Below are 22,936 nucleotides of genomic sequence, written 5' to 3' on the forward strand. Positions count from 1 at the left end.
CGCCCGACGCCGCGGGCACCCGTCCCCCACCAGGCGTACGGTCGAAAGCATGCGCATTGTCATCGCTGGTGGTCATGGTCAGATCGCGCTGCGGCTGGAGCGGCTGCTCGCCGCGCGCGGGTACGAGGCCGCGGGGCTGATCCGCAAGGCCGAACAGGGCGACGACCTGAGGGCGGTCGGTGCCGAACCGGTCCTGCTGGACCTGGAGTCGGCGTCCGTCGAGCAAGTCGCGGCCGCCCTGGAGGGAGCCGACGCGGCGGTGTTCGCCGCCGGCGCCGGCCCGGGCAGCTCGGTGGACCGCAAGAACACGGTGGACAAGGGTGCGGCGGTGCTCTTCGCGGACGCCGCCGTCCGGGCGGGCGTACGCCGGTTCGTGGTCGTGTCGTCGATGGGCGCGGACGCCCGGCACCAGGGCGACGAGGTGTTCGACGTGTACCTGCGCGCCAAGGGCGAGGCGGACGACCACGTGCGCGGCCTGGACGCCCTCGACTGGACGATCCTGCGCCCCGGTTCGCTGACGAACGACGCCGGCACCGGCCTGGTCCGGCTGGAGGCACACACCGGCCGCGGTCTGATCCCCCGCGACGACGTGGCCGCCGTACTGGCGGAGTTGGTGGACACCCCGGCGACGGCGGGCCTGACCCTGGAACTGGTGAGCGGGTCGACGCCGGTGTCGGTGGCGGTGAAGTCGGTGGCGGGCAACTGAGACCGGGCCGGCGGCCCTCAGAACAACGGCAGCTGCCCCGGGAACTCCGCGACGGCGTATCCGTCCAAGGACGGCTGCGCCGCGCCCAGTTGCGCCGGTCTGCGCGAGCCCGGGCAGGAGACGAGCGCGCCGCTCTCCCGGGTGCCGGGCGGGTCGTGCCGGGCGTAGCGTCCCGCCACGACGGCGATCTCTCGACGGCACTCGGGGCAGTGTCTGCGACGGCTGGACATGCGACCAGTGTGCCCGGGGGCACTGACAACGACGTCCGCGCGGCGCGCACGGCTCGGCGCGCAAAACCTCCGCCGCCTCCTTAGCCTTCGTACGTGGCACACACCTTCGACGAGCTCGTGGAGAAACAGCGCGCCGCCAACGAGGCGCACACGCGCGTGCTGGAGCTGCGCGAGGCCTACGGCCCGCCCACGGCTGCCCCGTGGACGCAGGAGCAGACCTCGACGTACGAGACGGCCTGGCGCGCCTGGCGGGACCTCGCGCGCGACGTGCAGGCATCGGTGTCCGAGTTCGCCAAGGACGCCGGCCGCATGCGCAACGAGGTCGAGGCGGAGGTGAAGAAGGCGTCGACCGAACCCGCCGAGGGCGACTGAGCACCGCGCCGGGACCGGGCGGGCCGGGACCAGGCGGGCCGCCCACGCGGCTCGCCTCCCGAAGATGACCGAAGGCCCCGGCCGGACCACTGACACGGCCGCACCGCTGAAACGGCGAGACCCCCTCGCGCTGCTTTTCAGCAGAGCGAGGGGGTCTCCCTCAGCGTGGCGGCGCCAGGATTCGAACCTGGGAAGGCTGAGCCGGCAGATTTACAGTCTGCTCCCTTTGGCCGCTCGGGCACACCGCCAAGTGGTGCTGCCGTCGAGCCGCCTTTCGGCGCTGCTCCCCGGCAACGACGTAAACAATACCCGATGCCCAGGGGTGCTTCGCCACCCGATTGATGACCACCCCGGCAGGGCTGGGTGACTAGGCTGGGCGGGATGTGGCCCGGGACCTACGCCGGGCCCGGCGGCAGCCGCACGGACGCCGACACGCACCCGTTTCGCACCCCGATACAAGGAGCCACAGGACATGGCCGACTCCAGTTTCGACATCGTCTCGAAGGTCGAGCGGCAGGAGGTCGACAACGCCCTCAACCAGGCCGCCAAGGAGATCTCGCAGCGCTACGACTTCAAGGGCGTGGGTGCCTCGATCTCGTGGTCCGGTGACAAGATCCTCATGGAGGCGAACTCCGAGGACCGGGTGAACGCAGTCCTCGACGTCTTCCAGTCCAAGCTGATCAAGCGCGGCATCTCGCTGAAGGCCCTGGAGGCGGGCGAGCCGCAGCTGTCCGGCAAGGAGTACAAGATCTTCGCGGAGATCCAGGAGGGCATCTCCCAGGACAACGCCAAGAAGGTGGCGAAGATCATCCGCGATGAGGGCCCCAAGGGCGTCAAGGCGCAGGTCCAGGGTGACGAGCTGCGGGTCAGCTCCAAGAGCCGTGACGACCTGCAGACCGTCATCGCGCTGCTGAAGGGCAAGGACTTCGACTTCGCGCTGCAGTTCGTGAACTACCGGTAGGACCGCCTGCCGGCCACGCGCGCGTACCGGCCGGCGGCGAGGACGACAAAGGGTGGGCTCCCTCGGGGGCCCACCCTTCGCGTTGCCGCGGCGGTCAGTCGCGCGAGTTGCCGAACAGGATGCGGTAGGCGATCAGCAGGACCAGGGAGCCGCCGATGGCCGCCGCCCAGGTGGCGCCGTCGTAGAAGTCCTTGGCGATGGGGTGGTCCAGCCAGCGGGCCGAGATCCAGCCGCCGATGAAGGCACCCGCGACACCGATGAGCGTGGTGCCGATGAAACCGCCCGGGTCGCGGCCCGGCAGCAGGAACTTGGCGATGGCTCCGGCCAGCAGGCCGAGGATGATCCAGCTGATGATTCCCATGCCGTGAACCTGCCCTTCCGCGCCGTGCCGGCCCCGTCCGAGCTCTGTGATCCTCGTCCTGGCGGCCCACGCGCGTGTGTTCGTGCGTCGTTGATGAACAGGACGTCACACGGACGGCCGATGGTTGCGGCGATCAGTAGGGTGCGGGGCATGACACAGTCGGGCCCCGCCGTCGGCGGTGAACTGCGGCGCACCCTCGGCGTCGGTGACGCCGTCGTCGTCGGGCTCGGCTCGATGATCGGAGCCGGGATCTTCGCCGCCCTGGGCCCCGCCGCCCACGCCGCCGGGTCCGGCCTGCTGCCCGCTCTCGCCCTCGCCGCCGTCGTCGCCTGCTGCAACGCCCTGTCCTCGGCCCGGCTGGCGGCCCGCCATCCCGCCTCGGGCGGCACGTACGTGTACGGCAGGGAGCGGCTGGGCGCGTTCTGGGGGTACCTCGCGGGCTGGGCGTTCGTGGTCGGCAAGACGGCGTCGTGCGCGGCGATGGCCCTGACCGTGGGCGCGTACGTGTGGCCGGGGCAGGCGCATGCCGTGGCGGTCGCGGCCGTCGTGGCGCTCACCGCCGTGAACTACGGCGGTGTGCAGAAGTCGGCGTGGCTGACCCGGGTGATCGTGGCGGTCGTCCTGGCCGTGCTGGCGTGCGTCGTCGTGGCGTGCCTGGGGTCGGGGGCGGCGGACGCGGGACGGCTGGACGTCGGCGCCCCGGGCGGCGCGGGCGGTGTGCTGCAGGCGGCCGGTCTGCTGTTCTTCGCCTTCGCCGGGTACGCCCGGATCGCCACGCTCGGCGAGGAGGTGCGCGATCCGGCGCGGACCATTCCGCGGGCGATCCCGCTGGCGCTGGGCATCGCGCTGGGCGTCTACGCGTGCGTGGCGGTGGCCGCCCTCGCCGTGCTGGGCGCGGGCCGGCTGGGCGAGGCGGGCGCGCCGCTGGCCGACGCGGTGCGCGCGGCGGGCGTGCCGGGGCTGGTACCGGTGGTGCGGGCGGGGGCGGCCGTGGCGGCGCTGGGCTCGCTGCTGGCTCTGATCCTGGGTGTGTCGCGGACGACGCTGGCGATGGCCCGGGACCGCCATCTGCCGGGCGTGCTGGCGGCCGTCCATCCGCGCTTCCAGGTGCCGCACCGGGCCGAGCTCGCCGTGGGCGCGGTGGTGGCGGTGCTGGCCGCCACGGTGGACGTACGCGGCGCGATCGGCTTCTCGTCCTTCGGCGTCCTCGCCTACTACGCCGTCGCCAACGCCTCGGCCTGGACGCTGGCGCCGGCCTGGCGGACGCGCGTGGTGCCCGCCGTGGGCCTCGTGGGCTGCGCGGCGCTGGCCTTCGCCCTGCCGGGCCTGTCGGTGGCCATCGGCGCGGGCGTGCTGGCGGTGGGCGCGGGGGCGTACGCGCTGCGGCGGTGGACCGGCCGCGCGTGACCCCGTGACGGCATCGGTGCGCGGCCCTTCGGCATCTGTGCGCGGCCCTTGGTCAGCGCGCGGCGAAGGGCTCGTCCGTGGGGACGATGTCCCGGCCCAGCGGGAACAGCGAGACCGGGATCAGCTTGAAGTTGGCGACGCCGAACGGGATGCCGATGATCGTGACGCACAGGGCGATGCCGGTGACGATGTGGCCGATGGCCAGCCACCAGCCCGCGAGGACCAGCCACAGGACGTTGCCGACGCAGGAGGGCGCGCCGGCGTCGGCTCGCTCGACGGTGGTGTACCCGAAGGGCCACAGCGCGTAGACGCCGATGCGGAAGGCCGCGATCCCGAACGGGATGCCGATGATCGTGATGCAGAGCAGTACGCCGGCCGCGAGATAGGCGAGGAACAGCCAGAAGCCGCTCAGGACCAGCCAGATGACGTTCAGAATGGTTCTCACAGCGGGCGACCTGCCATCTTCTCGAGCCGGGCGATTCGGTCCGCCATCGGCGGGTGGGTGGAGAACATCTTCGACAGCCCCTGACCGGCGCGGAACGGGTTCGCGATCATCATGTGGCTCGCCGTCTCCAGGCGCGGCTCGGGCGGCAGCGGGAGCTGCTGGGTGCCCGTCTCCAGCTTGCGCAGGGCGCTCGCGAGGGCGAGCGGGTCGCCGGTGAGGCGGGCCCCTGAGGCGTCCGCCTCGTACTCCCGGGAGCGGCTGATGGCGAGCTGGATGACGCTGGCCGCGATCGGGCCGAGCAGCATGATCAGCAGCATGCCGAGCAGGCCGGGGCCCTCGTCGTCGTCCGAACGGCCGATGGGGATGAGCCAGGCGAAGTTCACCAGGAACATGATCACCGAGGCGAGCGCTCCGGCCACCGACGAGATCAGGATGTCACGGTTGTAGACATGGCTCAGCTCGTGGCCGATGACGCCGCGCAGCTCCCGCTCGTCGAGCAGGCGCAGGATGCCCTCCGTGCAGCACACGGCGGCGTTGCGCGGGTTGCGGCCGGTCGCGAAGGCGTTGGGCGCCTCCGTCGGCGAGATGTACAGGCGCGGCATGGGCTGGCGGGCCTGCGTCGAGAGGTCGCGGACCATGCGGTAGAGCCCCGGCGCCTCGAACTCGCTGACCGGGCGCGCCCGCATCGCGCGCAGGGCCAGCTTGTCGCTGTTCCAGTACGCGTACGCGTTGGTGCCCAGGGCCACCAGAACGGCCACGATCAGGCCCGTACGGCCGAAGAAGCTGCCGATGACGATGATGAGTGCGGACAGCCCCCCGAGGAGTACTGCCGTCCTGAGCCCGTTGTGCCGGCGGTGCACGGTACACCCTCCAAGTGGTGCGGCAGGGGAACCCTTTGCCTTGCTGATCTGCGGTACCCACTGAGGTCGTGGTGTCACGTCCAGTGGACCCTCCCGCTCTGGTCAACGCCAGGCGAGGGCCGCCAGTTCCCCGGCGATCGCGGGGGCCCCTGCGCCACTCGGGTGAGGGCCCCCGCGGCACCGTCAGAAGAGCGCCGTGTCCGCGAAGTGCAGGACCAGCTGCGGTGCGCCGGACAGCGCGACGGCGACGACCGCGGTGAGGGCGAGCGCCGCGGTGAGCGGGGCCGGGAGGCGGTGCCGGGCGGTCTCGCCGTCGGGGGCGCGGAACAGCAGGGCCGTCCACTGCAGGTAGTAGAACAGCGCGATCACCACGTTGACCGCCATGATCACCGCGAGCCAGCCGAGGCCGGCGTCGACGGCCGCGGAGAAGACGGTGACCTTGGCGAACAGGCCGATGATGCCCGGCGGCAGGCCGGCCAGGCAGAGCAGGAAGAAGGCCAGCAGCAGGGCGGTGAGCGGGTTGGCGGCGTACAGGCCGCGGTAGTCCGCGACGCGGTTGAGCAGCTTCGTACGGCCCACCAGCGCGGCCACCGCGAACGCGCCGAGGTTGACCGCGCCGTACATCAGGGCGTAGGCGACCGTGGAGCCGATCGAGTGCGCGGGGTCGTCCGTGGAGGCCGCGGCGGCGATCGGCACCAGCAGGTAGCCGGCCTGGCCGACGGAGGACCAGGCGAGCAGCCGGACGGCGCTGTACGCGCGCGTGGCCTGCTGGCGCAGGGCGCCGACGTTGCCGACGGTCATGGTGAGGGCGGCGAGCACGGCGAGCGCCGGACCCCAGGCGTCGGCGTACGACGGGAGGGCGACGACGGTGACGAGGATCAGGCCGGAGAAGCCGACGGCCTTGCCGACGACCGACAGATAGGCGGCGATCGGCAGCGGCGCGCCGACGTAGGTGTCGGGCACCCAGAAGTGGAAGGGGACGGCCGCGGTCTTGAAGGCGAAGCCGACGAGGGTGAGGACGACACCCGTCTGGGCGAGGGTCTGGAACTGGCCGTCGACGTGCTGGATGCGGTCGGCGATCTGGGTGAGGTAGAGGGTGCCGGTCGTGGCGTACAGGAAGCTGACGCCCATGAGGCTGACGGCGGTGGCCGTCACCGAGGACAGGAAGAACTTCAGGGCCGCCTCGGAGGACCGCTTGTCGCCGTGGCGCAGGCCGACGAGAGCGAAGGCGGGCAGGGAGGCGACCTCGAGGGCGACGATGAGCGTGGCGAGGTCACGGGAGGCGGGCAGCAGGGCGGCGCCGGCGGCGGAGGACAGCAGCAGGAACCAGTACTCGCCCTCCGGCATGTCCTTGCGGGCGTCCTTGAGGGCGGTGACCGACAGCAGGGCGGCCAGCAGGGCGCCGCCGAGGACGAGCAGCTGGATGACGAGGGTGAAGCGGTCCGCCGTGTAGCTGCACGCGTCCTGACGCGTGGGCAGGCAGAAGGTGGTCCGGTCGCCGTCGAGGAGCGGCAGCAGCAGGACGGCGGAGGCGGCGAGTCCGGCCACCGAGATCCAGCCGAGGACGGCCTTCTTGGCGTCCGGCACGAACAGGTCGGCGACGAGGACGGCCAGGCCGACGACGGCCGTCAGGGTGGGCGGCGCGATCGCGAGCCAGTCGACGGACTGGACGAGGGATTCTGCGAGCGGCTGGGCGAGCGGCTGGGCCGGGGAGCTCATCGGGTGCCTCCTGCGAGGAGCTGCTGCACGGCCGGGTCGGTCAGTCCGAGCAGGGCCTTGGGCCACAGGCCCGCGACGACGGTGAGGACGACGAGCGGGGTCCAGGCCGCGAACTCGTACGTATGGACGTCGGCGAGCTTCGGGGTGTCCTGGGGGACGGCACCCATGCAGACACGGCGCACCACCGCGAGCATGTACGCGGCCGTGAGCAGGGTGCCGAACGCGCCGATGGCCATGAAGGTGAGGAAGGCGGCACGGCTGAGGTCGGCGGCGGGCTTGAACGCGCCGAACAGGGCCAGCATCTCGCCCCAGAACCCGGCCAGGCCCGGCAGGCCGAGCGAGGCGACCGCGCCGAAGGCGAGCAGTCCACCGAGGCGCGGGGCCCTGCCGTACAGCGCCGCGCCGGTCTGCTCGGCGAGGGTGTCGAGGTCGGTGGTGCCGGTGCGGTCCTTCACCCCGCCGACCAGGAAGAACAGCAGGCCGGTGATGAGGCCGTGGGCGATGTTCGCGAACAGGGCGCCGTTGACGCCGGTCGGGGACATCGTGGCGATGCCGAGCAGGACGAAGCCCATGTGGCCGACGGAGGAGTACGCGATCAGCCGCTTGAGGTCGCCCTTCGCGCCGCGCTTGGCGAGGGCCAGGCAGGCCAGGGATCCGTAGACGATCCCGACGACGGCGAGGGCGGCGAGGTAGGGCGCGAAGGTGCGCATGCCGTCCGGGGCGATCGGCAGCAGGATCCGGACGAACCCGTACGTACCCATCTTCAGCAGGACACCGGCCAGCAGGACCGAGCCGACGGTCGGCGCGGCGGTGTGCGCGTCGGGCAGCCAGCTGTGCAGCGGCCACATCGGGGTCTTCACGGCGAGCCCGATCCCGATCGCCAGTACGGCGATGACCTGCACGGACGTGGTCAGCGACCGGCCGTTGTCAGTGGCCAGTGCCACCATGTCGAACGTGCCCGCCCGCAGACCGATCAGGAGCAGGCCGAGCAGCATGACCACGGAGCCGAGCAGCGTGTACAGGATGAACTTCCACGCCGCCGCGGCCCGGCCCTCGCCGCCCCAGCGGGCGATGAGGAAGTACATGGGGATCAGGACCATCTCGAAGGCGAGGAAGAACAGGATCAGGTCGAGGACGGCGAAGGTGGCGAGGGTGCCGGACTCCAGGACCAGGATCAGGGCGACGAAGGCCTTCGGGGACGGGCCCTGGGGCATCTTGAAGTAGCTGTACAGGGCGCTGAGGAAGGTCAGCAGCGCGGTCAGGACCACAAGGGGGAGGGAGATGCCGTCGATGCCGAGGTGGATGCGCACGTCGAGTGCGGGGATCCAGCTGATGTCGGTACTGGCCTGCATCTTCGACGGGTGGTCGTGGTCGAAGCCGAGCGCCAGGGCGATCGCGGCGACGAGGACCACGCCGGTCACGGTCACGCCGTGGCGGAGCACGGCCTGCTCCGGGGACTTCCCCTTCAGCCCGGGCGGGGCCGGCAGGAGAGCGGCGACGGCGCCGAGGAGCGGGCCGACGACGACGAACGCCAGAAGGAACTGCATCACGGACTCGCTGATATCGATCACGCCTGCTCACGCTCCCGTAGCGACGAGGACGGCGGCGACCGCGAGGACGACGGTGCCGGCGAGCAGCGCGCTCACATAGGTCTGCACATTGCCGGTCTGGGCGCGCCGCACGGCGGCCCCGAGCCAGCGGGGAAGAGCACCCGCCCCACGGACGTAGGTGTCGACGACCTCGCGGTCGAGGAACCGCACGAGGCTCGCCCCGGCCTGCACGGGCCGCACGAACAGCGCGTCGTACACGGCGTCCAGGTGGAAGCCGGCGGCCGCCGGGCGGTGCAGCGGGCCGAGCAGCAGGCGTCCGGGGTCGGCCGGGTCGGGGGCGTACGCGATGTCCCCGTAGGCCGGCTCGTGGGTGGCGATGGCCTCGGCCTCGACCAGAGCGGCGTCGCCCTCGGGATGGGCGGCGACCGCGCCGAGCGGGACCCGGGCGGCACGTGCGGTGGTGTGGCGCCATGCGGCATAGGTGACGACGCCGCCGGCCAGGGCCACGCCGGTCCCGATGACGGAGGTCGTCAGGGCCGGAGCCAGCGACCGGCCGTCGAACCAGTCGGGCAGCAGCCGGTAGGCGAGCCCGCCGAGCGCGAGGGAGGGCACGGCGAGCACCCACAGCACGACGGTCATGGTCAGCGGCTGGCGGCCGTGGTCCGGGGCGTCGGTGCCGTGGCCGCGGAAGGCCAACAGCCACAGCCGCATCGCGTACGCGGCGGTCAGCAGGGCGGTGACCAGGCCGGCGACGAGGACGATCCAGCCGGCCGCGCCAGGAGCGTGCGCGGTGTGGCCGGTGGCCACGTGCTCGGCGGCGCCGAGGACCGTCTCCTTGGAGAAGAAGCCGCTGAACGGCGGGATCGCGGCGAGCGCGAGGAGCGCCACGGTCATCGTCCAGTAGGCGTCCGGGACGCGGTCGCGCAGGTGGCCCATCCGGGACATGGCGGCGAGCGAGTTGGTGCCGGCGGCGTGGATGACCGCGCCGGCGGCCAGGAACAGCAGCGCCTTGAAGGCGCCGTGGGACAGGAGGTGGAAGACGGCGGCGCCGCGGTCGCCGACGGCGAGGGCGCCGGTCATGTAGCCGAGCTGGCCGATCGTCGAGTAGGCGAGGACGCGCTTGATGTCGTCCTGGGCGAGCGCGGCGAGGCCGGAGCCGGCCATCGTCACGGCGGCCATGACGGCGAGGGTGACCATCGCGGCCTGGGATGCCTCGAAGACCGGGAGGAGACGGGCGACGAAGTAGACACCGGCGGCGACCATCGTCGCGGCGTGGATCAGCGCGGAGACGGGTGTGGGGCCCGCCATCGCGTCGGGGAGCCAGGTGTGCAGCGGGAACTGCGCCGACTTGCCCGCCACGCCGGCCAGGAGCAGCAGGGCGATCAGAGTGGGGTGGTCCAGGCCGCCGTGCGCGACCGCCCCGAGGATCCGGGTGATCCGGAAGGAGCCGGTGTCGCCGGCGAGGACGAACAGGCCGATCAGGAAGGGGACGTCGCCGAGCTTGGTGACCAGGAAGGCCTTGATCGACGCGGCGCGCGCCTCGGGGGTCTCCCAGTAGTGGCCGACCAGGAAGTACGAGCAGATGCCCATGACCTCCCAGCCCACGAGCAGCACGATCAGATCGCCGGAGTAGACGACCAGCAGCATCGCGGAGGTGAACAGCGAGACCAGGGCGGCGTACGACGGGTAGCGCGGGTCGTCGCGCAGATAGCCCGTGGAGTAGATCTGGACGCACGTCGCGACGACACCGACGAGGACGGCGACGAGCGCGGCGAAGCCGTCGATGTGCAGCGCCAGCTCGATCGGCACCGAGCCGGTCGGGGTCAGCTCGGTGGCGGCGTCGATCGCGGCGCCCCCGCCCTGGTCCGCGGCGACGGCGACGGCCAGCGCCAGGGCGGCGAGGGTCGGCAGGATCGCGAGCGGGCGGACGAAACCGGGAGCGGTGCGGCCGAGCAGCAGACCGGCGGCGGCGCCGAAGAACGGCAGGAGGGGGACGAGGACGGCGAGAGTGGTCGTGGTCACGCGGTGGCCTCAGCCTTCTCGGTCGTGTCGGCCGTGAGGGCGTCGCCGCGGGAGCCGTCGGGCTCGGGGCCCTCGGCGGTGTCGCGGAGCCGGTCGATGTCGGAGGTGCCGCGGTTGCGGTGGACGGCCAGGACGATCGCCAGGCCGATGCCGATCTCGGCGGCGGCGATGGCGATGGTGAACAGGGTCAGGGCCTGACCCGAGTGCAGGGTCTCCACGGCGGCCTTGTTCAGCCACACGTCGAAGGCGACCAGGTTCAGGTTGACGGCGTTGAGCATCAGCTCGACCGACATCAGCACCAGGATCGCGTTGCGGCGCACGAGGACGCCGTACAGACCGGCGCAGAAGAGGAGGGCGGAGAGGACGGCGGGATAGGCGAGGTGCATCAGGCGCCTTCCTTCCCGGCGGCGGAGGGGGCTTCGGCGGCGTTCGGTCCGGCCGGTGTCCCGGCGGCCGTGGCGCGGGAGGCAGCGGTGCCGGCCTGCGTCGCCGCCTCCGCCTTCGCCTTGCGGGACAGGACGATCGCGCCGACGAGTGCGGCGAGGAGGAGGACGGAGAGGGCTTCGAAGGGCAGCACCCAGTTCTGGAACAGACTGGCGCCGGTGACCGCGGTGGAGCCGGCGGCGGGGCCGTCCAGGTCGATCCAGGTGGTGCGGAAGGCGTCGACGACCACCCAGACCAGGGCGGCCGCGGCGGCGAGCGCCACGGTCAGGGCGGCCCACCGGTTGCCGGAGTCGGCGTCCGGGGAGCGGCCGATGGGGGCCCTGGTGAGCATCAGACCGAACAGCAGGAGGACGACGACGGAACCGACGTAGATCAGGACCTGCACCCAGGCGATGAACTCGGCCGTCAGCAGCAGGTACTCGACGGCGAGACCGCCGAGGGTGACGACGAGCCACAGGGCGGCGTGCACCAGCTGCCGGGTGGTGACGGTGACGAGGGCGGCGCCGAAGGTGAACAGGCCGACCAGGACGAAGGCGATCTCCACGCCGGTCGGGGAGAGGAAACCGTGAGGGGCGGCGGCGGTCACGGCCGGTACGGCGGCGAGAGTCACGACGTTCCCTCCTCCTCGTCGCGGGCGGCGGCCAGCTTCTCGGCGCTCTTGCGGGCGGCCGACAGCTCCTTCGGCTCCTCGGCGCCCGGGTCGAGGGCGGGCGGGGCCGGCACGGTCCACATCCACTCGCGCAGCTTGTCGCGCTCGTGGGTGAGTTCGCGGATGTCGGTCTCGGCGTACTCGAACTCCGGGGACCAGAACAGCGCGTCGAAAGGACACACCTCGATGCAGATACCGCAGTACATGCACAGGGAGAAGTCGATCGCGAACCGGTCGAGGACGTTGCGGCTGCGCTCGCGGCCGCCGGGGGTGGCCGCGGGGACCGTCTCCTTGTGGGAGTCGATGTAGATGCACCAGTCGGGGCACTCGCGGGCGCAGAGCATGCAGACCGTGCAGTTCTCCTCGAACAGGCCGATCACGCCGCGGGTACGGGGCGGGAGGTCGGGCTGGACGTCCGGGTACTGCGCGGTGACGTGCTTCTTCGTCATCGTGCGGAGGGTGACGGCCAGGCCCTTGGCCAGGCCGCTGCCGGGAATCGCCATAGCTACTGGATCACCACCTTGACGATGCCGGTGAGGGCGATCTGGGCGAGGGAGAGGGGGACCAGGAGGGTCCAGGAGAGCTTCTGGAGCTGGTCCTCGCGCAGCCGGGGGTAGGTGACGCGCAGCCAGATCACGATGAAGGCGAGGACGGCGGTCTTCAGCAGGGTCCACACCCAGCCCAGACCGTCGGCGCCCCACGGGCCGTGCCAGCCGCCGAGGAAGAGGACGGTGGTCAGGCCGCACAGGACGATGATCCCGGCGTACTCGGCGAGCAGGAACAGGGCGAAACGCAGGCCGGTGTACTCGGTGTACGCGCCGAAGATGATCTCCGAGTCGGCGACGGGCATGTCGAACGGCGGCCGCTGGAGCTCGGCGAGACCGGCGACGAAGAAGACGATCGCGCCGACGATCTGCCAGGGCAGCCACCACCACTCGAACGCGTCGAGGATGCCGGGGAGGGACACCGTGCCGGCCGCCATGGCCACGGAGGCGGCGGTGAGCAGCATCGGAAGTTCGTAGGCCAGGAGCTGGGCGGCGGTGCGCAGACCGCCGAGCAGGGAGAACTTGTTCGCGCTGGCCCAGCCGGCCATGAGGGAGCCGAGCACGCCGACGCCCATGACGGCGAGGACGAAGAAGACACCGGCGTCCAGGACCTGGCCGACCGCGCCCTCGCCCGGGCCGATCGGGATGGCGAGCAGCACGAGCAGGTACGGCAGCAGGGCTACGGCGGGCGCGAGCTGGAAGATACGGCGGTCGGCGCCCGCGGGGACGACGTCTTCCTTCTGCGCGAACTTCACACCGTCGGCGATCAGCTGCGCCCAGCCGTGGAAACCACCGGCGTACATCGGGCCGAGGCGGCCCTGCATGTGGGCCATGACCTTGTGTTCGGTCTGGCCCACGATGAGGGGGAAGGTGAGGAAGACGACGAAGACGACCACGAGTCGCAGGGCGACGTCGAGCGCGCCGTTCACTGCGGGCCTCCTGCGGGGTCGTGGGGGTCTCGGGGACTCGGGGGGTTCTGCGGGTTCTGGGGAGCCTGGGAGTTCTGGGGGGCCTGGGCGTCGTCGCCGGTCGGCTCGCTCGCCGACTCGGGCTCGGTCGCCAACTCCGGCTCGGGCCGGGACTCCGGCTCGGGCCGGGACTCCGGCCCAGGCCCGCTCTCCTGCTCCGGCTCCGGCTGCGGCTCCGGCTCCGGCTCCGGCTCCGGCTGGGTGTCGTCGAAGGCCGGGCGGGCGTGGTGCCACGGGGCGTCCGAGCTGCGGCGGGCGGGTTTTTCCGGTGCCGTCGGCTCCGCGGGCTGGGCGGCCTCGGCCTGCTGGGAGGCCGAGCCCTGCGCGGCACTGCGTGCCCGGCGCGGGCGGGCCGGTGCCGGGCCGGGCTCATGCGCCACCGAAGCCTCGGCGGCCGGGCCCTCGGCCGCCGCCCGGGAAGCGTCGCCCTCGGTCGCGTCCTGCTTGCGCGTCGCCGCGTCCGCCTGCCCGGCGACGGCGTCGTCACTGTCCTCCTCCACCGAGCGCGCCGCGGCCTGGCTCGCCGAGCCCTCCGACGCCGTGCGCGTCCGGCGCGGCCGGGCAGCGGCTGCCGACGAGGCCTCCGGCACCTCGGTGCCCGCAGCCTCCGCAGCACCCGCCGCGGCCTGGCTCGCCGAGCCCTCCGACGCCGTGCGCGTGCGGCGCGCCGGGCGGTCCCCCGCCGCGGCACGCCCGGCGCCCGCGGCGCGGCCCGCGCCCGCCGCGCGGGACGGGCGGGCCGGGGCGGGCGGGAGCTGGCCCTTGAGCGGGCCCCACTCGTTGGGGTCGGGGACGCCCGGCGGCAGCATCTGGCGGCGCTTGGGGCCGCCGTGCTCGGACTCCCCCGGTTCCTTGGCGCCGGGCCAGGCCTTGGCGACCCGCGCGGCCAGGACGAAGTCCTTGCGCAGCGGGTGACCCTCGAAGGTGTCGGGAAGCAGCAGGTGGTCGAGGTTCGGGTGGTCCTCGAAGCCGACGCCGAACATCTCGTGCGTCTCGCGTTCGTGCCAGGCCGCGCCCGCGTAGACCGACACCGCCGACGGCAGCACCGGCGCCTCGTGCGGCACGGTCGTGCGCACCAGCAGGCGCCGCACCGGGCCCAGCGCCGCCACGTGCGCGGCGACGCGGAAGCCGACGCCGGGCTCGTCGACCGCGCTCAGCCAGTCGAAGTAGGTGCAGCCCAGCCGGTCGCGGGCCGTCGTCAGCGCCGCCAGCCAGGACTCCGGCGGGACGTCGACGGTCAGGACGTCGTACGACTCCTCGGCCGTCGCCGCCGTACCGAAGAGCTCCTCGGTGTCGGCGGGCAGCCAGGCGACCGTGCCGGCGCTCATCGGTCCTCCTCCCGCGCGGGCCGCGGCGGCTGCACCAGGCCGCTCTGCAGCGCCGCCGGCGACGGGCGGGACGCGCCGTGGCCGTAGCGCTCGCCGAGCGACTCGCGGGCGATCTTCTCCTGGAGCTTGAGGATGCCCTGGAGCAGCGCCTCGGGCCGCGGCGGGCAGCCGGGGACGTACACGTCGACGGGGATGATCTGGTCGACGCCCTTGGTGACGGAGTAGGAGTCCCAGTACGGGCCGCCGCAGTTGGAGCAGGCGCCGAAGGAGACGACGTACTTCGGCTCGGGCATCTGCTCGTACAGGCGCTTGACCGCCGGGGCCATCTTGTCGGTGACCGTGCCCGAGACGACCATCAGGTCGGCCTGGCGCGGTCCCGGCGCGAACGGGATGACGCCGAGCCGGATGAAGTCGTGGCGGGACATCGACGCGGCGATGAACTCGATCGCGCAGCAGGCCAGCCCGAAGTTGAAGACCCACAGCGAGTAGCGGCGGCCCCAGTTCAGGACCACCTTCATCGGCTCGGGGGCCAGGCGGGCAAGCGCGCCCAGCCTCTTCGGCTCGGGAAGCGGCACGGGTTCCGGGACGGCAATCTGTGGAACAGCGGGCTCCGGAACAGCCGGGTTCACGTCCATGCCAGGACGCCCTTCTTGTACGCGTAGAGCAGGCCCACGGCGAGGAAGCCGAGGAAGATGAACATCTCCACCAGGGTGGCCGCGCCGTAGCCGGGCGCGGCGAAGACCGTCGCCCAGGGGAAGAGGAAGATCGAGTCGACGGCGAAGATGACGTACAGGAACGCGTAGACGTAGTAGCGGACCTGGGTGTGCGCCCAGCCCTCGCCGACGGGGTCCACGCCGCACTCGTACGTCAGGAGTTTCTCGGGCGTGGGCACGACGGGCCGCAGCAGGCGGCCGGCCCCGAAGGCGACGGCGACGAAGAGCACGCCGACGACGGCGAGCAGTCCCACGACCGAATAGGAGTGGAAGTAGTCCGCCGCGACGACGACGGTCATATCCCGCACGTCCGTCTCCTCGCTCCCTGGCTTCGCGTTTCTCGGCTCTCGACGACCGTCGAGGAGTGTTCGACGATCTGTACGCACGGGAGTCTAGGCCCTGATAAAGAGGCGGTAAGCAGCCCGTCACACCTTGAGACGCGTGGCCGGGGGGCAGGCTGGGGCGGGGGTGGGGTTTTCCCCACCGGGGCGAGGCCGGGCGACCTCATGGCGCGGCGCGGCGGCGCGCGGCACGCTAGCCCATATGACCGCAACCGACCCCGCCCGCCGGCCGGCCGACGACGACCGTCCGCCACCGGCCCGCCTGGCCTACGACGCGCACACCTGGAAGGAGATCGCCCATCTCCTGGCGAACCTTCCGCTGGCGCTGATCGGCTTCGTCTACGTCATGACCGTGCTGCTGGTGAGCGGCACGCTGACGATCACCGTGATCGGTTTCCCGCTGCTGGCGCTGGCCCTGATGGGCGCGCGGCTGCTGGGCCGGTTCGAACGGGCCCGGGCGCGGGCGCTGCTGGGGGTGCGGGTCGAGGAGCCGAGCCGGCTGCCGCTGCACCGCGCGGACGGTGTCCTCGGCCGGATGTGGATGGTGCTGAAGGACTCGGTGGCCTGGCGGACCGCGCTGTACGACCTGGTCCGGCTGCCGTGGGGCATCGTCACCTTCGTCGTGACGCTCACCTCCCTGTTCGTGCTGTGGCCGGTGCTGCCGTTCCTGGCGCGCGGGATGAGCAACGTGGACCGGGCGATGGTGCGCGGGCTGCTGTCGCCGTCCGACGAGCTGGAGCGCCGAATCGCGGAGCTGGAGTCGGACCGCGGGGTGGTCGTGGACACGGCGGCGGCCGATCTGCGGCGCATCGAGCGCGACCTGCACGACGGGGCGCAGGCCCGGCTGGTGAACCTGGCCATGGGGCTCGGTCTGGCGAAGGAGAAACTCCTGGAGGGCCAGGCCGACGAGCAGGTGGCGGCGATGGTCGACGAGGCGCACGGCGAGGTGAAGCTGGCGCTGCAGGAACTGCGCGATCTGGCCCGCGGCATCCATCCGGCGGTGCTGACCGACCGCGGTCTGGACGCGGCGCTGTCGTCCGTGGCGTCGCGGTGCACGGTGCCGGTGAAGGTGACCGCCGAGCTGTCCTCGCGGCCCGCCGCAGCGATCGAGGGCATCGCCTACTTCACGGTGTCCGAGCTGCTGCAGAACATCAGCAAGCACAGCGGTGCGCGGTCGGCCACGGTGGAGGTGTGGCGGTCCGGCGACCGGCTGCTGATCCAGGTGTGGGACGACGGGCGGGGCGGCGCGTCATCGGAGCGCGGGAGCGGGATGCGGGGGCTCGCGGAGCGGCTGGACGCCGTGGACGGCCTGTTCGTCGTCGACTCGCCGCCGGGCGGCCCGACGACGGTCACGGCGGAGCTGCCGTGGCGCGACCGTGCGCAGGACGCCGCCTCCTGACCCAGGGGGCCCGGGGTGGGGAAAACCCCCCGTCCAAGACGCCGACGGCCTCCATGGTCCGCGGACCTGCGGCGCAGCAGGCTGGACGAGGTGACAGGGCGTGCGGCCGGACGGCGGCCACGAGCAGAAACGGACGGACACCGATGGCCATGCAGTATCAGGAGCGCTACGGGTCGGGGTACGACGACGGCTCCGGCCGGCACCGGATGCCCGCGGCGCTGCGGGCGCCGTTCGAGGGCCGCACCTGGCGCGAGCTGGGGTATGTGCTGCTGGGCCTGCCGATCGGGATCGTGCTGTTCGTCTTCGCGGTCACGATGGTCTCGCTCGGGGCCGGCCTGCTGGTGACGTTCCTCGGCGTCCCGGTGCTGGCCGCGGCGCTCGCCGGCTGCCGCGGCTTCGGCGCGCTGGAGCGGGCGCGGGCGCGTGGGCTGCTCGGCCTGGACGTGGCCGACCCGGAGCCGCTGCGGGCCCGCAGGAACGGCCTCATGGGCTGGATCGGCGCGGTCCTCAAGAGCGGCGCGAGCTGGCGGCATCTGCTGTACGCCGTGCTGCAGTTCCCGTGGGCGGTGCTCTCCTTCTGCGTGGCGGTGGCGTTCTGGGCGTACGGCTGGGCGATGCTGACCTACCCGCTGTGGTTCTGGGTCTTCCCGATGTACGCCGGCCAGGGCGGCCTGCAGCTGTACGGCGACGAGCACCACCGGATCTACCTCGACAACCCGTTCGAGATCACCGTGACGGTGCTGGTGGGGGCGCTGTTCACGATGGCCACGCCGTGGATCGTGCGGGCGCTGACGACGGTGGACCGGCTGCTGGTGCACGGGCTGCTCGGCCCGTCGCGGCTGGGGGCGCGGGTGGTGGAGCTGGAGTCGGACCGCGGGGTGGTCGTGGACACGGCGGCGGCGGACCTGCGGCGCATCGAGCGCGATCTGCACGACGGGGCGCAGGCCCGGCTGGTCAACCTGGCGATGGACCTGGGGCTGGCGAAGGAGAAGCTGCGGGAGGACCCGCGGGCGGCCGCGCGGATGGTGGACGAGGCGCACGGCGAGGTGAAGACGGCGCTGCAGGAGCTGCGGGACCTGGCGCGCGGCATCCATCCGGCGGTGCTGACCGACCGGGGTCTGGACGCGGCACTGTCCGCCGTGGCCTCCCGGTCCGCGGTGCCGGTGCGGGTGGAGGTGGACCTGCCGTCGCGACCGGTCCCCGCGATCGAGGGCATCGCCTACTTCACGGTCTGCGAGCTGCTGACGAACATCGGCAAGCACAGCGGGGCGCGGTCCGCGACGGTGGATGTGTGGCGCGCGGACGACCGTCTGATGCTCCAGGTCACGGACGACGGCACCGGTGGCGCAGCCGCCGCTCCCGGCTCCGGCCTCACCGGCCTCGCCGAACGCCTCGACGCGGTCGACGGCATCCTCGTCGTCGACTCCCCGCCCGGCGGACCGACCCGCGTCACGGCGGAACTGCCCTGGCGCACCCACTGAGCCGCCGCACACGCCCCGGCCCCGGCCGAAACCCGACCCCCTCCCCCGTCTCCGGCCTCCCGCGCCCGCGCTTCGCGCCCGTTGATGGAATGCTTGGGCTGTTGTCGCGCAGCGTGGGGGAACGGCGTCGTGGAGGTCAGAGTGCGGGTGGTCATCGCCGAGGATTCGGTGCTGCTGCGGGAAGGGCTGACGCGGCTGCTCACCGACCGCGGGCACGACGTCGTCGCCGGTGTGGGGGACGCCGAGGCGCTGGTGAAGACCATCGCCGAGCTGGACGCGGAGGACGCGCTGCCCGACGTCGTCGTCGCGGACGTACGGATGCCGCCCACCCACACCGACGAGGGCGTACGGGCCGCCGTACAGCTGCGCAGGGCGCATCCGGGGCTCGGGGTGCTGGTGCTGTCGCAATACGTCGAGGAGCGGTACGCCACCGAGCTGCTGGCCGGTTCGAGCCGCGGCGTCGGCTATCTGCTCAAGGACCGCGTGGCCGAGGTGCGTGAGTTCGTGGACGCCGTGGTGCGCGTCGCCGAGGGCGGTACGGCCCTCGATCCCGAGGTCGTCGCCCAGTTGCTGGGCCGCTCCCGCAAGCAGGACGTCCTCACCGGGCTCACTCCGAGGGAGCGGGAGGTCCTCGGGCTGATGGCCGAGGGGCGTACGAATTCGGCCATCGCCAAGCAGCTCGTCGTCAGTGACGGCGCGGTCGAGAAGCACGTCAGCAACATCTTCCTCAAGCTCGGTCTGTCCCCGAGCGAGGGCGGCCACCGCCGGGTGCTCGCCGTACTGACGTATCTGAACTCCTGACGCATCCGAACTCCTGAGCCCCTCGCCGGGACACCGGCGCCCGCCGGGGAACCCGGACGGGGCGGGTACGGCTCGCGGCGGTGCCAGGGCGGTCGAGCGCCACCATGCGGAAAGTCAAGGGAAGGCGACCCTTACAGACGTAGGGTTGATCCTGGGAGGCCCTGGGAGGGCCGCTCCCGACAGCCGCCTCGAGGGAGGTCCAGTTCAGTGACCAGTCAGGTCAGCAGCCCAGCGGAGCAGGCCGACACCACCGTCGTAGGAGAGCAGCGCAGACCGGCCGGGGGGAAGGACGTCCGCCGGCTGGACCGGGTGATCATCCGGTTCGCGGGGGACTCGGGTGACGGCATGCAGCTCACGGGCGACCGGTTCACCTCGGAGACCGCGTCGTTCGGCAACGACCTCTCCACCCTGCCGAACTTCCCGGCCGAGATCCGCGCGCCCGCCGGCACCCTGCCGGGTGTCTCCAGCTTCCAGCTGCACTTCGCCGACCACGACATCCTCACCCCTGGCGACGCGCCGAACGTGCTCGTGGCGATGAACCCGGCCGCCCTGAAGGCGAACATCGGCGACATTCCGCGCGGCGCGGAGATCATCGTCAACACCGACGAGTTCACCAAGCGGGCCATGCAGAAGGTCGGCTACGACTCCAACCCGCTGGAAGACGGCTCGCTGGACGGCTACAGCCTGCACCCGGTGCCGCTGACCACGCTGACGGTCGAGGCGCTGAAGGAGTTCGACCTCTCCCGCAAGGAGGCCGAGCGCAGCAAGAACATGTTCGCGCTGGGGCTGCTGTCGTGGATGTACCACCGCCCGACCGAGGGCACCGAGAAGTTCCTGCGCACGAAGTTCGCGAAGAAGCCGGAGATCGCCGAGGCGAACATCACCGCGTTCCGCGCGGGCTGGAACTTCGGTGAGACGACCGAGGACTTCGCGGTCTCCTACGAGGTCGCGCCGGCGGCGACGGCGTTCCCGCCCGGCCTGTACCGCAACATCTCCGGCAACCTGGCCCTCGCCTACGGCCTGATCACCGCCTCCCGCCAGGCCGACCTGCCGCTGTTCCTCGGCTCGTACCCGATCACCCCGGCCTCGGACATCCTGCACGAGCTGAGCCGGCACAAGAACTTCGGTGTGCGCACCTTCCAGGCCGAGGACGAGATCGCCGGCATCGGCGCCGCCCTGGGCGCGGCGTTCGGCGGCTCGCTGGCGGTCACCACGACCTCCGGCCCCGGTGTGGCGCTGAAGTCGGAGACGATCGGCCTCGCGGTGTCGCTGGAGCTGCCGCTGCTGATCGTGGACATCCAGCGCGGCGGCCCCTCCACGGGTCTGCCGACCAAGACCGAGCAGGCGGACCTGCTGCAGGCGATGTACGGCCGCAACGGCGAGGCGCCGGTGCCGGTCGTCGCGCCGAAGACCCCGGCGGACTGCTTCGACGCCGCGCTGGAGGCCGCGCGGATCGCGCTGCTCTACCGCACCCCGGTGTTCCTGCTCTCGGACGGCTACCTCGCCAACGGCAGTGAGCCCTGGCGCATCCCCGAGGTGGACGACCTGCCGGACCTGCGGGTGCAGTTCGCGCAGGGCCCGAACCACACCCTGGACGACGGCACCGAGGTCTTCTGGCCGTACAAGCGCGACCCGCACACCCTGGCCCGGCCGTGGGCGGTGCCGGGCACGCCGGGTCTCGAGCACCGGATCGGCGGCATCGAGAAACAGGACGGTTCCGGGAACATCTCCTACGACCCGGCCAACCACGACTTCATGGTCCGCACCCGGCAGGCCAAGGTCGACGGCATCGAGGTCCCGGACCTGGAGGTCGACGACCCGCAGCAGGCGCGCACGCTGGTGCTCGGCTGGGGATCGACCTACGGACCGATCACGGCGGCGGTACGGCGGCTGCGGACGGCCGGGGAGGCGATCGCGCAGGCGCACCTGCGTCACCTCAACCCCTTCCCGCGCAACCTCGGCGAGGTCCTGAAGGCTTACGACAAGGTCGTGATCCCCGAGATGAACCTCGGCCAGCTCGCCACCCTGATCCGGGCGAAGTACCTCGTCGACGCCCGCTCCCACACCCAGGTCAACGGCATGCCGTTCAAGGCGGAGAGGCTCGCCGCGGCGCTGAAGGAGGCCATCCATGACTGACGCCGACACGCTGCTTCAGCTGGTCCCCAAGGCCGAGGCCAAGCAGACGATGAAGGACTTCAAGTCGGACCAGGAGGTGCGCTGGTGCCCGGGCTGCGGTGACTACGCGATCCTGGCGGCGGTGCAGGGCTTCATGCCCGAGCTGGGCCTGGCCCGCGAGAACATCGTCTTCGTCTCCGGCATCGGCTGCTCCTCCCGCTTCCCGTACTACATGAACACCTACGGGATGCACTCCATCCACGGCCGCGCCCCGGCCATCGCGACCGGTCTGGCGGCCTCGCGCCGGGATCTGTCGGTGTGGGTGGTGACCGGCGACGGTGACGCCCTGTCCATCGGCGGCAACCACCTCATCCATGCCCTGCGCCGCAACGTCAACCTCAAGATCCTGCTGTTCAACAACCGGATCTACGGTCTGACCAAGGGCCAGTACAGCCCGACGTCCGAACTCGGCAAGATCACCAAGTCGACGCCGATGGGCTCCCTGGACGCCCCCTTCAACCCGGTGTCGCTGGCGCTCGGCGCGGAGGCGTCCTTCGTCGCGCGCACCATCGACTCCGACCGCAAGCACCTCACCGAGGTCCTGCGGCAGGCGGCCGCCCACCCGGGCACCGCGCTGATCGAGATCTACCAGAACTGCAACATCTTCAACGACGGCGCCTTCGACGCCCTGAAGGACCAGCAGCAGGCCGCCGAGGCCCTGATCCGCCTGGAGCACGGGCAGCCCATCCGTTTCGGCACCGACGGCGGCCGCGGGGTCGTACGGGACGCGCGCACCGGTGATCTGCGGGTGGTGGACGTGACGGCCGAGAACGAGGGCGACGTCCTCGTCCACGACGCTCACGCCGCCTCCCCGACCACGGCGTTCGCGCTGTCCCGGCTCGCCGACCCGGACACCCTGCACCACACCCCGATCGGCGTGTTCCGCTCCGTCGAGCGGCCGGTCTACGACACCCTCATGGCCGACCAGCTCGACACCGCGGTGGAACAGCGCGGCAAGGGCGACCTCGCCGCGCTCCTCGCCGGCGGCGACACATGGACGGTCGTCGGCTGACGACGCCCTCCCCTCACGAGGCCCGGGACGACGAGGACACGTCCCGGGCTTCGTCGCGTACGGCCCGGGCGTCGTCGTACGCGCTGCGGGCCCGCTCCACGTCGGGCATGCGCCGCTCCGTCCACTGGGTGAGGGCGCGGACCTGCCCGGCGGCCTCCCGGCCCAGTTCGGTCAGGGAGTAGTCGACGCGGGGCGGGATGACCGGCTTGGCGTCGCGGTGGACCAGACCGTCGCGCTCCAGCGTCTGCAGGGTCTGGGTGAGCATCTTCTCGCTGACCGCCCGGCCGACGCGGCCCACCTCGCGGCGCAGCTCGCTGAACCGGTAGGAGCGCTCCAGCAGCGCGATCAGGACGAGCACGCCCCACCGGCTGGTGACGTGCTCCAGGACGAGCCGGTAGGGGCACATCGCCTCGGCGCCGGAACCCTCTGCACTTACTGTCATGCCAG

General features: G+C 72.2%; 24 protein-coding genes and 1 tRNA gene. 9 read left to right on the forward strand and 16 right to left on the reverse strand.

The window, feature by feature from the left end; translation table 11 throughout:
• Window positions 1-49 precede the first annotated feature (49 nt).
• Entirely contained in the window at window positions 50-706 is a 657-nt protein-coding gene (locus tag AB0E88_RS16780; RefSeq protein WP_361630641.1) for an SDR family oxidoreductase, read from the forward strand.
• Window positions 707-723: 17 nt separating this feature from the next.
• Here AB0E88_RS16780 and AB0E88_RS16785 read toward each other — a convergent pair whose 3' ends face one another.
• Window positions 724-936: a hypothetical protein gene (locus AB0E88_RS16785; RefSeq protein WP_361630644.1), complete on the reverse strand. Its 213-nt coding sequence runs from the start codon at window positions 934-936 to the stop codon at window positions 724-726.
• 93 nt (window positions 937-1,029) lie between these two features.
• On the opposite strand from AB0E88_RS16785, the gene AB0E88_RS16790 reads away from it, so the two are divergent.
• Complete coding sequence (locus AB0E88_RS16790) at window positions 1,030-1,308, forward strand: hypothetical protein (protein ID WP_361630647.1); 279 nt, start codon at window positions 1,030-1,032, stop codon at window positions 1,306-1,308.
• A 166-nt stretch (window positions 1,309-1,474) separates the two neighbouring features.
• Here the strand turns inward: AB0E88_RS16790 and AB0E88_RS16795 are convergent.
• A tRNA-Tyr gene (locus AB0E88_RS16795) sits at window positions 1,475-1,556 on the reverse strand.
• Window positions 1,557-1,780: 224 nt separating this feature from the next.
• On the opposite strand from AB0E88_RS16795, the gene AB0E88_RS16800 reads away from it, so the two are divergent.
• Window positions 1,781-2,269, forward strand: coding sequence for a YajQ family cyclic di-GMP-binding protein (locus AB0E88_RS16800; protein WP_361630649.1), 489 nt, complete (start codon window positions 1,781-1,783; stop codon window positions 2,267-2,269).
• 94 nt (window positions 2,270-2,363) lie between these two features.
• Here the strand turns inward: AB0E88_RS16800 and AB0E88_RS16805 are convergent, their stop codons facing one another.
• Window positions 2,364-2,630, reverse strand: a complete 267-nt coding sequence (locus tag AB0E88_RS16805; protein WP_361630652.1) for a GlsB/YeaQ/YmgE family stress response membrane protein — start codon at window positions 2,628-2,630, stop codon at window positions 2,364-2,366.
• A gap of 150 nt (window positions 2,631-2,780) precedes the next feature.
• On the opposite strand from AB0E88_RS16805, the gene AB0E88_RS16810 reads away from it, so the two are divergent.
• Window positions 2,781-4,037 carry an APC family permease gene (locus AB0E88_RS16810; protein WP_361630655.1) on the forward strand — a complete coding sequence of 419 codons (1,257 nt, stop codon included), beginning with the start codon at window positions 2,781-2,783 and terminating at the stop codon, window positions 4,035-4,037.
• A 52-nt stretch (window positions 4,038-4,089) separates the two neighbouring features.
• Here the strand turns inward: AB0E88_RS16810 and AB0E88_RS16815 are convergent, their stop codons facing one another.
• From AB0E88_RS16815 to AB0E88_RS16870, 12 genes are all read right to left on the reverse strand, one after another.
• Window positions 4,090-4,482: a YccF domain-containing protein gene (locus tag AB0E88_RS16815; RefSeq protein WP_361630658.1), complete on the reverse strand. Its 393-nt coding sequence runs from the start codon at window positions 4,480-4,482 to the stop codon at window positions 4,090-4,092.
• Complete coding sequence (gene htpX, locus AB0E88_RS16820; RefSeq protein WP_361630661.1) at window positions 4,479-5,342, reverse strand: zinc metalloprotease HtpX; 864 nt, start codon at window positions 5,340-5,342, stop codon at window positions 4,479-4,481. The genes AB0E88_RS16815 and htpX overlap by 4 nt, the downstream gene beginning before the upstream one ends.
• Before the next feature lie 183 nt (window positions 5,343-5,525).
• Window positions 5,526-7,061 (reverse strand): NADH-quinone oxidoreductase subunit N, encoded by a 1,536-nt coding sequence (locus AB0E88_RS16825; RefSeq protein WP_361630664.1) that lies wholly within the window; start codon window positions 7,059-7,061, stop codon window positions 5,526-5,528.
• Window positions 7,058-8,632 carry an NADH-quinone oxidoreductase subunit M gene (locus AB0E88_RS16830; protein ID WP_361630667.1) on the reverse strand — a complete coding sequence of 525 codons (1,575 nt, stop codon included), beginning with the start codon at window positions 8,630-8,632 and terminating at the stop codon, window positions 7,058-7,060. Before AB0E88_RS16830 ends, AB0E88_RS16825 begins: the two co-directional genes overlap by 4 nt.
• Before the next feature lie 6 nt (window positions 8,633-8,638).
• Entirely contained in the window at window positions 8,639-10,633 is a 1,995-nt protein-coding gene (locus tag AB0E88_RS16835) for an NADH-quinone oxidoreductase subunit L (RefSeq protein WP_361630670.1), read from the reverse strand.
• The gene (gene nuoK, locus AB0E88_RS16840; RefSeq protein ID WP_361630673.1) at window positions 10,630-11,019 is read right to left on the reverse strand and encodes an NADH-quinone oxidoreductase subunit NuoK; all 390 of its coding nucleotides are present in this window, start codon (window positions 11,017-11,019) and stop codon (window positions 10,630-10,632) included. The genes AB0E88_RS16835 and nuoK overlap by 4 nt, the downstream gene beginning before the upstream one ends.
• Entirely contained in the window at window positions 11,019-11,687 is a 669-nt protein-coding gene (locus AB0E88_RS16845; protein WP_361630676.1) for an NADH-quinone oxidoreductase subunit J, read from the reverse strand. The genes nuoK and AB0E88_RS16845 overlap by 1 nt, the downstream gene beginning before the upstream one ends.
• Window positions 11,684-12,229 carry an NADH-quinone oxidoreductase subunit I gene (locus tag AB0E88_RS16850; protein ID WP_361630679.1) on the reverse strand — a complete coding sequence of 182 codons (546 nt, stop codon included), beginning with the start codon at window positions 12,227-12,229 and terminating at the stop codon, window positions 11,684-11,686. The genes AB0E88_RS16845 and AB0E88_RS16850 overlap by 4 nt, the downstream gene beginning before the upstream one ends.
• Window positions 12,230-12,231: 2 nt before the next feature.
• Window positions 12,232-13,200, reverse strand: a complete 969-nt coding sequence (locus tag AB0E88_RS16855) for a complex I subunit 1 family protein (RefSeq protein ID WP_361630681.1) — start codon at window positions 13,198-13,200, stop codon at window positions 12,232-12,234.
• A complete protein-coding gene (locus AB0E88_RS16860) occupies window positions 13,197-14,567 on the reverse strand; it encodes an NADH-quinone oxidoreductase subunit C (RefSeq protein ID WP_361630684.1) in 1,371 nt (456 codons plus the stop codon). The genes AB0E88_RS16855 and AB0E88_RS16860 overlap by 4 nt, the downstream gene beginning before the upstream one ends.
• The gene (locus AB0E88_RS16865; RefSeq protein WP_361630687.1) at window positions 14,564-15,202 is read right to left on the reverse strand and encodes an NADH-quinone oxidoreductase subunit B family protein; all 639 of its coding nucleotides are present in this window, start codon (window positions 15,200-15,202) and stop codon (window positions 14,564-14,566) included. Before AB0E88_RS16865 ends, AB0E88_RS16860 begins: the two co-directional genes overlap by 4 nt.
• On the reverse strand, window positions 15,193-15,579 hold the full coding sequence (locus AB0E88_RS16870) for an NADH-quinone oxidoreductase subunit A (protein ID WP_361630935.1): 387 nt from the start codon (window positions 15,577-15,579) through the stop codon (window positions 15,193-15,195). The genes AB0E88_RS16865 and AB0E88_RS16870 overlap by 10 nt, the downstream gene beginning before the upstream one ends.
• Window positions 15,580-15,823: 244 nt before the next feature.
• Here AB0E88_RS16870 and AB0E88_RS16875 point away from each other — a divergent pair, with 244 nt between their 5' ends.
• From AB0E88_RS16875 to AB0E88_RS16895, 5 genes are all read left to right on the forward strand, one after another.
• Window positions 15,824-17,020 carry a sensor domain-containing protein gene (locus tag AB0E88_RS16875; RefSeq protein WP_361630690.1) on the forward strand — a complete coding sequence of 399 codons (1,197 nt, stop codon included), beginning with the start codon at window positions 15,824-15,826 and terminating at the stop codon, window positions 17,018-17,020.
• 143 nt (window positions 17,021-17,163) lie between these two features.
• Entirely contained in the window at window positions 17,164-18,501 is a 1,338-nt protein-coding gene (locus AB0E88_RS16880) for a sensor domain-containing protein (RefSeq protein WP_361630695.1), read from the forward strand.
• Window positions 18,502-18,630: 129 nt separating this feature from the next.
• Complete coding sequence (locus tag AB0E88_RS16885) at window positions 18,631-19,302, forward strand: response regulator transcription factor (RefSeq protein ID WP_361630698.1); 672 nt, start codon at window positions 18,631-18,633, stop codon at window positions 19,300-19,302.
• A gap of 207 nt (window positions 19,303-19,509) precedes the next feature.
• Window positions 19,510-21,438 carry a 2-oxoacid:acceptor oxidoreductase subunit alpha gene (locus AB0E88_RS16890; protein ID WP_361630701.1) on the forward strand — a complete coding sequence of 643 codons (1,929 nt, stop codon included), beginning with the start codon at window positions 19,510-19,512 and terminating at the stop codon, window positions 21,436-21,438.
• Window positions 21,431-22,489 (forward strand): 2-oxoacid:ferredoxin oxidoreductase subunit beta, encoded by a 1,059-nt coding sequence (locus AB0E88_RS16895; protein WP_361630704.1) that lies wholly within the window; start codon window positions 21,431-21,433, stop codon window positions 22,487-22,489. The genes AB0E88_RS16890 and AB0E88_RS16895 overlap by 8 nt, the downstream gene beginning before the upstream one ends.
• 13 nt (window positions 22,490-22,502) lie before the next feature.
• Here the strand turns inward: AB0E88_RS16895 and AB0E88_RS16900 are convergent, their stop codons facing one another.
• The gene (locus AB0E88_RS16900) at window positions 22,503-22,931 is read right to left on the reverse strand and encodes a helix-turn-helix domain-containing protein (protein ID WP_361630707.1); all 429 of its coding nucleotides are present in this window, start codon (window positions 22,929-22,931) and stop codon (window positions 22,503-22,505) included.
• Window positions 22,932-22,936 lie beyond the last annotated feature (5 nt).

Origin of the sequence: Streptomyces sp. NPDC028635 (assembly GCF_040637635.1) — a bacterium.
Taxonomy (GTDB): Bacteria; Actinomycetota; Actinomycetes; order Streptomycetales; family Streptomycetaceae; genus Streptomyces.

Excerpts from the sequence above, each read along its gene's own strand:
- AB0E88_RS16780 (WP_361630641.1), top strand. The coding sequence starts at position 50 with ATGCGCATTGTCATCGCTGGTGGTCATGGTCAGATCGCGCTGCGGCTG.
- AB0E88_RS16865 (WP_361630687.1), bottom strand. The coding sequence starts at position 15,202 with ATGGACGTGAACCCGGCTGTTCCGGAGCCCGCTGTTCCACAGATTGCC.
- AB0E88_RS16850 (WP_361630679.1), bottom strand. The coding sequence starts at position 12,229 with ATGGCGATTCCCGGCAGCGGCCTGGCCAAGGGCCTGGCCGTCACCCTC.
- AB0E88_RS16895 (WP_361630704.1), top strand. The coding sequence starts at position 21,431 with ATGACTGACGCCGACACGCTGCTTCAGCTGGTCCCCAAGGCCGAGGCC.
- AB0E88_RS16880 (WP_361630695.1), top strand. The coding sequence starts at position 17,164 with ATGGCCATGCAGTATCAGGAGCGCTACGGGTCGGGGTACGACGACGGC.
- AB0E88_RS16805 (WP_361630652.1), bottom strand. The coding sequence starts at position 2,630 with ATGGGAATCATCAGCTGGATCATCCTCGGCCTGCTGGCCGGAGCCATC.
- AB0E88_RS16860 (WP_361630684.1), bottom strand. The coding sequence starts at position 14,567 with ATGAGCGCCGGCACGGTCGCCTGGCTGCCCGCCGACACCGAGGAGCTC.
- AB0E88_RS16810 (WP_361630655.1), top strand. The coding sequence starts at position 2,781 with ATGACACAGTCGGGCCCCGCCGTCGGCGGTGAACTGCGGCGCACCCTC.
- AB0E88_RS16870 (WP_361630935.1), bottom strand. The coding sequence starts at position 15,579 with ATGACCGTCGTCGTCGCGGCGGACTACTTCCACTCCTATTCGGTCGTG.
- AB0E88_RS16825 (WP_361630664.1), bottom strand. The coding sequence starts at position 7,061 with ATGAGCTCCCCGGCCCAGCCGCTCGCCCAGCCGCTCGCAGAATCCCTC.
- AB0E88_RS16785 (WP_361630644.1), bottom strand. The coding sequence starts at position 936 with ATGTCCAGCCGTCGCAGACACTGCCCCGAGTGCCGTCGAGAGATCGCC.
- nuoK (WP_361630673.1), bottom strand. The coding sequence starts at position 11,019 with ATGCACCTCGCCTATCCCGCCGTCCTCTCCGCCCTCCTCTTCTGCGCC.
- AB0E88_RS16900 (WP_361630707.1), bottom strand. The coding sequence starts at position 22,931 with ATGACAGTAAGTGCAGAGGGTTCCGGCGCCGAGGCGATGTGCCCCTAC.
- AB0E88_RS16800 (WP_361630649.1), top strand. The coding sequence starts at position 1,781 with ATGGCCGACTCCAGTTTCGACATCGTCTCGAAGGTCGAGCGGCAGGAG.
- AB0E88_RS16875 (WP_361630690.1), top strand. The coding sequence starts at position 15,824 with ATGACCGCAACCGACCCCGCCCGCCGGCCGGCCGACGACGACCGTCCG.